This is a genomic window from Aeromicrobium sp. Leaf289 (genome assembly GCF_001423335.1).
GTDB lineage: Bacteria > Actinomycetota > Actinomycetes > Propionibacteriales > Nocardioidaceae > Aeromicrobium.
This window is the reverse complement of sequence record NZ_LMNK01000006.1, coordinates 129,408-137,208: the sequence shown is the minus strand read 5'-3', so window position 1 is coordinate 137,208 and position 7,801 is coordinate 129,408. Positions and strand designations below refer to the sequence as shown.

The 7,801-nt window shown below is 73.1% G+C and carries 6 protein-coding genes, 1 tRNA gene and 1 pseudogene; 2 read left to right on the top strand and 6 right to left on the bottom strand.

Annotation, left to right across the window (positions count from 1 at the left end; all coding sequences use genetic code 11):
* Positions 1-179 precede the first annotated feature (179 nt).
* From ASF37_RS16280 to ASF37_RS16270, 3 genes are all read right to left on the bottom strand, one after another.
* Positions 180-716, bottom strand: a complete 537-nt coding sequence (locus ASF37_RS16280) for an AAA family ATPase (protein ID WP_055964994.1) — start codon at positions 714-716, stop codon at positions 180-182.
* 53 nt (positions 717-769) lie between these two features.
* Complete coding sequence (locus ASF37_RS16275; RefSeq protein ID WP_056581708.1) at positions 770-1,720, bottom strand: NAD(P)/FAD-dependent oxidoreductase; 951 nt, start codon at positions 1,718-1,720, stop codon at positions 770-772.
* 89 nt (positions 1,721-1,809) lie between these two features.
* Positions 1,810-2,886: an alkene reductase gene (locus ASF37_RS16270; protein ID WP_056581706.1), complete on the bottom strand. Its 1,077-nt coding sequence runs from the start codon at positions 2,884-2,886 to the stop codon at positions 1,810-1,812.
* A gap of 179 nt (positions 2,887-3,065) precedes the next feature.
* On the opposite strand from ASF37_RS16270, the gene ASF37_RS16265 reads away from it, so the two are divergent.
* Positions 3,066-3,142: transfer RNA gene (locus ASF37_RS16265), tRNA-Pro, on the top strand.
* A 456-nt stretch (positions 3,143-3,598) separates the two neighbouring features.
* Here the strand turns inward: ASF37_RS16265 and ASF37_RS16260 are convergent.
* Positions 3,599-4,321, bottom strand: a pseudogene (locus ASF37_RS16260) (NADPH-dependent F420 reductase); the annotation flags it as partial.
* A 112-nt stretch (positions 4,322-4,433) separates the two neighbouring features.
* On the bottom strand, positions 4,434-5,399 hold the full coding sequence (locus tag ASF37_RS16255; RefSeq protein ID WP_056581703.1) for an MsnO8 family LLM class oxidoreductase: 966 nt from the start codon (positions 5,397-5,399) through the stop codon (positions 4,434-4,436).
* A 165-nt stretch (positions 5,400-5,564) separates the two neighbouring features.
* Between ASF37_RS16255 and ASF37_RS16250 the strand changes: the two genes are divergently transcribed.
* Positions 5,565-7,178, top strand: a complete 1,614-nt coding sequence (locus ASF37_RS16250) for an alkaline phosphatase (RefSeq protein ID WP_056581702.1) — start codon at positions 5,565-5,567, stop codon at positions 7,176-7,178.
* Between the two features lie 75 nt (positions 7,179-7,253).
* On the opposite strand, the gene ASF37_RS16245 is transcribed toward ASF37_RS16250, so the two are convergent.
* A complete protein-coding gene (locus tag ASF37_RS16245) occupies positions 7,254-7,760 on the bottom strand; it encodes a calcium-binding protein (protein WP_055965009.1) in 507 nt (168 codons plus the stop codon).
* Positions 7,761-7,801: the final 41 nt, after the last annotated feature.

Genomic DNA, 7,801 nt, shown 5'->3' with positions numbered 1-7,801 from the left:
CACGCGTCGGTGGTCATCGCGTCGAGGCAAAGCTCGAGGTTCTGCACGCACGACGGCACCGGGTGGGTGTCGAGTGCGGCGACGCTCATGCTTCCTCCTACTGATCTACCCCCATTCTAGAGGCAGGATCAGACGGGAAACAAGCACACGTTCGAATGCGTGACGAAGGTCCCGAGTCGTCAGGGGCGATCGGTCCGGAGCACCAGATCGGCTGCGCTGCGGGTCCCTTCCGCGGCGAACAGGGCGCGCTCCTGCGCGGCCCACACGTCCCACCACGGCTCGTACGCCTCACCGTCGCGTGCCAGGGCGCGGGTCCTGCGGGTCTCGACGTCGGCCTCGACCCAGACGAGCGCGCTCAGGAAGGGGCGGAGCGGTCGCGAGCCGCTGCCGCAGCCGTCGAGCACGAGCAGCGGTGCGGGCTCGACCGGCAGGCCGGGCAGCCAGGTGTCGCGCACCCAGCTCCACCGTCGGGGCCGTGCGACCTCGTCACGTGCGAGGGGGGCCAGCAGGTCGCGGGCCAGAGCGGGGGGCATCTGCGACAACCCTCGCCATCCCGGCACGAAGGTGTCGGTCCGCAGCACCACCGCGTCGGTCCGTCCCGCCAGCTCGTCCGCGAGCGACGACTTGCCGGACCCGCTCGGACCGTCGATCGCCACCACCGTGGTGGAGCCGCACGCCGGCAGTCGTCCGCGCACCAGCTCGACCACGGCGTCCATGCGGCCAGCGTAGGTTCGTGCGCGGCGCAGAGATCGTCCGGCGGTCGGTTCGGTCAGGCGAGTCGCTCGACGAGCGCGCGACCGAGGGCGCGGCCGGACACGAAGGCCGCCTCGACGGACGACGACGGGCCCCAGGAGTCGCCGCACGCGCCGATGCCGTCGTCGTCGAGGTGGAAGGGCGCCTCGCGCTCCTGTGCGGGGCGGGCGAAGGTCCACCGTTGCACGTGGACGAGCGAGGGCTCGTTGCCCGGCACGTCGACCACCTCACGCAGCGCGGCGAGCATCGGGTCGGCGGCCGAGGCGGGGTCGGCCAGGTGCCGGCGGGCGCGCTCGGCGGTGCTGTGAGCGACGAGGACCGGGGCCCGGTCGCCACGGCGCAGCCCGTCGTCGGCGACCCACGTCAGGTCGGGTTGGTCGCCGACGAAGACGCCGTCCTCTTCGGGCCAGGTGCGCCGTTCCCAGCCGACGGTGAGGGCGAGGGCCGGCTCGTAGGGGTCGTCGAGGGCGTCGTGGGCGGCAGTGCCGGGCGCCACGAGCCTGCGGGCCTGGGGGTCAGGCATGGCGAGCGCGACGGCGTCGGTCTGCTGCCCGTCGACGCTCGGCCGCTCCCCGACGGTCACGTGCTCCACGGGGTCCGCGCTGCGGATGTCGAGGCCCTCGGCCAGGTCCTGGACGAGGGAACGGAGCCCGTGGGGCGCGGACCACCGGACGGGGCCGGGCTTCGGCTCCCGCTCGCCGTCGGACCATGCCGTGAACGTGTCGGTCCACGGTCGCGCGAGCCCTCGGCGCTCCCAGTCGTCCACGACGGCGGCGAAGGCGTCGCCGCGGACCGTGAAGTAGCTGGCACCGATGTCGACCACACGGTCGCCGTAGCGGCGCAGGGCCATGCGGCCGCCGGGTCGACGGCCGGTGTCGCGCAGCACCACCGTGTGTCCTGCGGCCTCCAGCTCACGAGCGCACGCGACGCCGGACACGCCGGCTCCCACCACCACGACGTCTGCCATGCCCCGATCGTCGCACCCACCGGCGCACCCGGCAGGACGAGACGAGCCCCCGACCCGGGCGGGTCGGGGGCTCGTCGGAGCGCGTCGGCTCAGGCCGCGTCGCGCGTGGGGTAGTCGGTGTACCCCTCGGCGCCGCCACCGTAGAACGTCGACGGATCGGGCTCGTTGAGCTCGGCGCCGTCGCGCCAGCGGTCGGCGAGGTCGGGGTTGGCCAGGAATGGGCGGCCCACGGCCACGAGGTCGGCGAGGTCGCCGTCGACGATGTGCTTGACCTCGTCGAGGTCCGTGACCTCGGTGAACCCGGTGTTCGCGATCACGACGCCGCCGAAGCGGCTGCGCAGCTCGCGGAACAGGTCGCTCGCGGGGTCGCCGAGGATGCTCAGGTAGGCCAGGCCGAGGTCGGCGATGCCGTCGACGAGCGCGAGGTAGGTGGCGCGCGTGTCGTCGGCGTCCTCCTCGAGCACGCCCTGGATGTTGTGCGCAGGCGAGATGCGCAGGCCGACCTTGTCGGCACCGATGGCCTCGACGGCGGCGCGCACGGCCTCGACCGTGAGGCGGGCCCGGTTCTCGGGGCTGCCGCCGTACTCGTCGGTGCGCTCGTTCGTGGACGGCGCGAGGAACTGGTGCAGCAGGTAGCCGTTGGCGCCGTGCACCTCCACGCCGTCGAGCCCGGCCGCGACGGCGTTGCGCGACGCCTGTGCGAACTCCTCGACGACGCCGGCGATCTCCGGCGTCTCGAGCGCGCGGGGGACCGGGTGCGGCTTCTGGCCCTCGGCGGTCACCATCTCGCCCGGGGCGGCGATGGCGCTCGGGGCGACCGTGTCCAGACCGTCCTTGTTGTCCGGGTGGGCGATGCGTCCTGCGTGCATCAGCTGCGCGACGACGCGACCGCCGCCGGCGTGCACGGCCTCGGCGACGCCTCGCCAGCCCTCGACCTGCTCGGCGGAGTGGAGGCCCGGGGTGGCGAGGTAGCCCTGGCCGACGGCCGACGGCTGCGTCCCCTCGGTGACGATCAGCCCGGCACCGGCGCGCTGGCCGTAGTACTCGGCGGCGAGGGCTCCGGGCACGCCTCCGGCCTCGGCGCGGTTGCGGGTCAGCGGCGCCATGACGAAGCGCTGCGGCAGCTCCCAGGCGCCGACGGTGATCGGGTCGAAGACGGTGGTCATGTCTCTCCTTCAGCTCGGGTGTCCCGGACGCTGTCCGGGTGGGGCCGCGGGCGGCCCATCTCCTTCACTGTTCAACCATCTGCGCGACGACGCATTCCGAATCGCGGCGACTGTGGGGGGTCTCACCCGCTGGCGTAGGCTGACGTCCGCCGTCGCCGCTGGTGCGGGTCCGGCGGCACCGGGATGTAGCGCAGCTTGGTAGCGCATCCGCTTTGGGAGCGGAGGGTCGCAGGTTCAAATCCTGTCATCCCGACCATACGGCGACTGGCGACAGCGACACGGGCGAACCACCGGCGCGAGGAGCGTCCCGCCACCAGCTGGGTGGGGTCCTGACGAGTTCTCCTTGGGTCGACGGCTGCTGGTCAGGCCTTCGCAGGTCGAAAGCGGCGCGCAGTCCTGCTTGCGTGACGCGGCGGAACTCCTTCCCGCCATGACTCGACCCAGGAGATCAAGGGGACCCCGTCGGGGTCGGCGTAGGCGCCTGGACACGAGTGCTGCTTGAACTGTCCTCGGAGCGTGGGCAAAGTCTCCTCCGACGCCGCCCCGCACTCCAGCTTCCATGCGTCCCGGTATGCCTCGTACGCTCGCCGACTTGCTCCGGGTCCGCTGTAAAGGATGCTGTCGATGACCGAGGCGAAGAGCCACCCGACGAATTCCGCCACGCGCCCTTGGTTCCACGGCGGCGGGCCGAGTGATCCGGCCCGACCGCATCTCACATGTCGCGGTAGCGCTGCGCCGCGTCGAGCTTCTCGCGGAGCAGGTCCGCGGTGACCTGGCGCGGCGGCGCGTCGACGTCGCCGGTCTCGGGGTCGATGTAGAGCCCGGCGTAGGCAGCGGTGTCGCGCTGGTAGCGCCAGCCCTCCGAGAGCGGGCCGACGTCGTACGCGTCGTAGCCGAGGGCGTCGAGGACCTCCGTGACCGTGCGCTTGGCGTCGTCGTGGTCCCCGGCGATGGCCAGGACGGAGCGCTCCGGGTCACCGCTGGGGCGCTGCAGCGTCCCGAGGTGCTTGAAGTAGATGTTGTTGAACGCCTTCACGACGTGGGACTCGGGCAGGTGCTCCTGCGTGAGCTCGCTCGTGGTGGTCGACTCGTCGTCGAGCCGCGCCACCTGGCCGTCGCGCTGCGGGTAGTAGTTGTTGGTGTCGATGACGACCTTGCCCCGCAACGGCTCGACGGGGACGTCGGACAGCGCCTTCAACGGCACCGTGACGACCGCGATGTCGGCGGCCTCCGCTGCCTCGAGGGGTGTGGCCGCGCGGGCGCGCGGCCCGAGGCGGTCGACGAGCTCGGTCAAGGTGTCGGGGCCGCGACGGTTGCTGAGCACGACGTCGTAGCCCGCGTCGACGGCCAGCTGTGCGACCGTGCTGCCGATGTGTCCGCTGCCGATGAGTCCGATGGTGGTCATGCTCGGGTCAACACGACGGACCGACCGGGTGTTCCACCCCCATGCCCGCCCCCCATCGGTGGATCCTCAACCGTAGGCGGACGTCTGCGGTTGACGATCCACCGATGCGGGCGCTGATGTTGCGGATCCACCGATGGGGGGATCAGACAAGGGCGCGGAGGGCGGTGTCGGCGGCGCGCAGGGCCTCGCGGTCCCACGTGGAGGTGGAGGCGAGCAGCTCGTCGGCGCCGGTGCGGTCGGCCAGGTGCTCGAGGGTGCGCCGCACGGTGGCCGCGTCCCCGGCGATCGCGTGGTCCAGGGAAGTCTCCACGCGCCTGCGCACCTGGTCGGGCCAGGCCTGGGCGCGGATCGACGCGGGTGACTCCAGCGGTGGGAACTCGCCCGTCCGGCGCGAGACCGCGATGGCCCACGCCTCGGGCAGCGCCAGCTCGCGGGCCGTCTTGACGTCGTCGGCCACGTGCACGTCGGCCGACACCACGACCGACGGTCGGTCCTGCTCCGACGAGGGCACGAAGCTGCGACGGTAGCCCGCGAGGGCCTTCGGCAGCTCGTCGGACCACAGCACCGGTCCACCGACGACCACGGGCAGACCCAGCTCGGCGGCCAGGGCGATGCCCCGGCCGGTGGCGAGCAGGAACATCGGGACGGGGCCGCCCTGCGGCCGCACCGTCACCGTGCCCGCGCCGGTCAGGTGGTCGCGAAGCTCGCGCACGTCGTCGGCGAAGCGGTCCGGGGCGTCCGCGGCCTCCCGCAGGGCGGCACGGACGGGCGGGGTGAAGCCGGACGACCGGCCGAGCCCGACGTCGACGCGACCCGGGTTCAGCGCCTCGAGCATCCGCAGCTGCTCGGCCACCACGAACGGCTGGTGGTGGGGGAGCATGATGCCGCCCGACCCGATCCGGATGCGTGACGTCGCCGCCCCGATCGCCGCCATGAGCACGGGCGGTGACCCGCTGGCGATGCCGGGGACGCCGTGGTGCTCGGCCACCCAGAAGCGCTCGTAGCCGAGCTGCTCGGCCCAGACGGCACGTTCCACGCTTCCCGTCAGCCCCTCGCCGTCGGGGCGGCCGACGCGGGTCCGGGAGCGGTCGAGCAGCGAGGGCCTCACGTCGTCGTCAACACCGGACGGGGCCGATGGCTTCCGCGGCCGGACCGTCTCCTGGTCGTCCCGCCCCGTTCACCGCGGCATCGCCGTCCCGTACCCCGCCCCTGCCTGACTGGAGGGGTGAGGACCGGGACACCCCGCCAGCCCCCCACCCGCCGCCGAGCCCCGATGAGCCGACGTGACCTCGTGGTCAGCGGTCTCGGACTCACCGTCGGCGCCGGGGTCGTCGCCTCCACCCTGCGGCCCTCGGCCGCGCCGGCCAGTCGGCACCAGCACTTCCAGCACGGACTGGCGTCCGGGGACCCGCTGCCCGACGGCTTCGTGCTGTGGACCCGCGTCTCGCCCGCGCCCGACGCCACGCCCGGCTCGGGACGCGGGGGCCCGGCCGACGTGGCCTGGCAGGTGGCGCTCGACGACGGCTTCGCCGACGTGGTGGCGGAGGGCACGGCGAGCACCGACGCCGGACGAGATCACACCGTGAAGCTCGACGTCCGCGCGCTCCGACCCGCCACGACCTACTGGTACCGGTTCACCCACGGACCGGACACGGTCACCGGTCGCACCCGGACCGCCCCGGCCGTCGACGCGGCCGTGGACCGGCTCCGGCTCGGCGTGGTGTGCTGCGCCAACTGGCAGGCCGGCCACTTCGGCGCCTACCGCCACCTGCTCGACCACGACCTCGACGCCGTCGTGCACCTCGGCGACTACCTCTACGAGTACGAGCCCGGTCGCTACTCCCACGGAGCGGACTGGACCGACGTGAGACGCCACGACCCTCCGCACGAGACCGTCACGCTCGAGGACTACCGGCGCCGGCACGCGCAGTACAAGACCGACCCCGACCTGAGCCGCCTGCACGCCGCCCTGCCGATGATCGCCACGTGGGACGACCACGAGGTCGCGGACGGCTGGTTCCCCGAGGGTGCGTACGAGCACGACCCCGCGACCGAGGGCCCCTGGACCCGCCGACGCGACGCCGCGCTGAGGGCCTACGACGAGTGGATGCCGGTGCGACTGTCGGGCACGGCGACGGTCGGCGACGGCACGACGATCCAGCGCCGCTTCCGCTTCGGCAGCCTCGTCGAGCTGACGATGCTCGACCTGCGCAGCCGCCGAGACGAGCGGGTCGAGCCGCGCGACGTCGCCCTCGCCGACGAGCGGCGCACGCTCACCGGCACGGACCAGGAGTCCTGGCTGGCGCAGGGGCTCGCGGCCTCGACCGCCCGGTGGAAGCTCGTCGGGAACCCGGTGATGGTGGCGCCGATGCTCATGCCGCCGCGGCCGCGCGGGGAGGAGCTGGCGCTGCGCGACACGACCGACCCCATGACCTGGGGCTCCCCGGAGCCGAACACCGACACGTGGGACGGCTATCCCGCCGAGCGTCGGCGGCTGCTGCAGGGTCTGGCCGACGCCGGCGTCGGCGACGTGGTGTTCCTCAGCGGCGACGTCCACACGGCGTGGGCCAACGAGGTGGAGCTCGACGGCCGGCCGGTGGCCACGGAGCTCGTGTGCAGCTCGATCACCAGCAACAACGTCGACGACTTCATGGGCACGGCGCCACGCACCGTCTCTCTAGCGATGGAGGAGGCGATCGGTGCGCTCAACCCGCACGTGCGGTTCGTCAACCTCGACGACCACGGCTACAGCGTGGTGGAGCTGACGCCCTCGGAGGCGAGGTGGGAGTGGCACGCCATCAGCGACCGTCGCGATCCCGACGCGTCGTCGCGGTTGCTCGCCGCGCGTCGCGTCCGGTCGGGCTCCGCGCGCGTGCTCCCCGTCTGACGGCGACCCCACGGCGAGGACCACGCGTGAAGGGGCCGGGCCTCGGGAGCCCGACCCCTCCGCACCGCCTGGCGGTCAGTCGTCGTCGGGCTCGCTGCCCTGGTAGACGCGGTCGTCGCCCTTGCCGCCGCTCACGACGTCCTTCGCAGCTCCGCCCTCGACGAGGTCGTTGCCGTCCTGGCCGTAGACCTTGTCGCGGCTCGCGCCACCGTCGAGCTCGTCGCGCCCGGGACCACCGTGCAGACGGTCGTTGCCGGAGTCGCCGTCCACGTCGTCGTTGCCGTACCCGGCGTAGACCAGGTCGGCGCCCGTGCCGCCCTCGACCTCGTCGTTGCCGTAGCCGGAGCAGATGACGTCGTTGCCGCCGTTGCCGTCGATCTCGTCGCTGCCACCGAGGGACACGATCACGTCACGTCCGCGAGTCCCCTCGATCTCGTCGGCCCCGTTCGTGCCGACGATGGTGGCCTTGTAGCCGCCGCAGGAGTACGAGGACGCGGCCTGGGCGGGGGAGGTGACGACGAGGGCGAGCGGGACGACGCCGATGACGGCGGCCGCTGCTGCTGCGAAGGTGGTGCGCTTCATGGTGGTCCTCCAGGAGTGGGATGGGGTGGGGAGCGTCGCCG

Excerpts from the sequence above, each read along its gene's own strand:
- ASF37_RS16245 (WP_055965009.1), bottom strand. The coding sequence starts at position 7,760 with ATGAAGCGCACCACCTTCGCAGCAGCAGCGGCCGCCGTCATCGGCGTC.
- ASF37_RS16270 (WP_056581706.1), bottom strand. The coding sequence starts at position 2,886 with ATGACCACCGTCTTCGACCCGATCACCGTCGGCGCCTGGGAGCTGCCG.
- ASF37_RS16250 (WP_056581702.1), top strand. The coding sequence starts at position 5,565 with ATGAGCCGACGTGACCTCGTGGTCAGCGGTCTCGGACTCACCGTCGGC.
- ASF37_RS16275 (WP_056581708.1), bottom strand. The coding sequence starts at position 1,720 with ATGGCAGACGTCGTGGTGGTGGGAGCCGGCGTGTCCGGCGTCGCGTGC.
- ASF37_RS16280 (WP_055964994.1), bottom strand. The coding sequence starts at position 716 with ATGGACGCCGTGGTCGAGCTGGTGCGCGGACGACTGCCGGCGTGCGGC.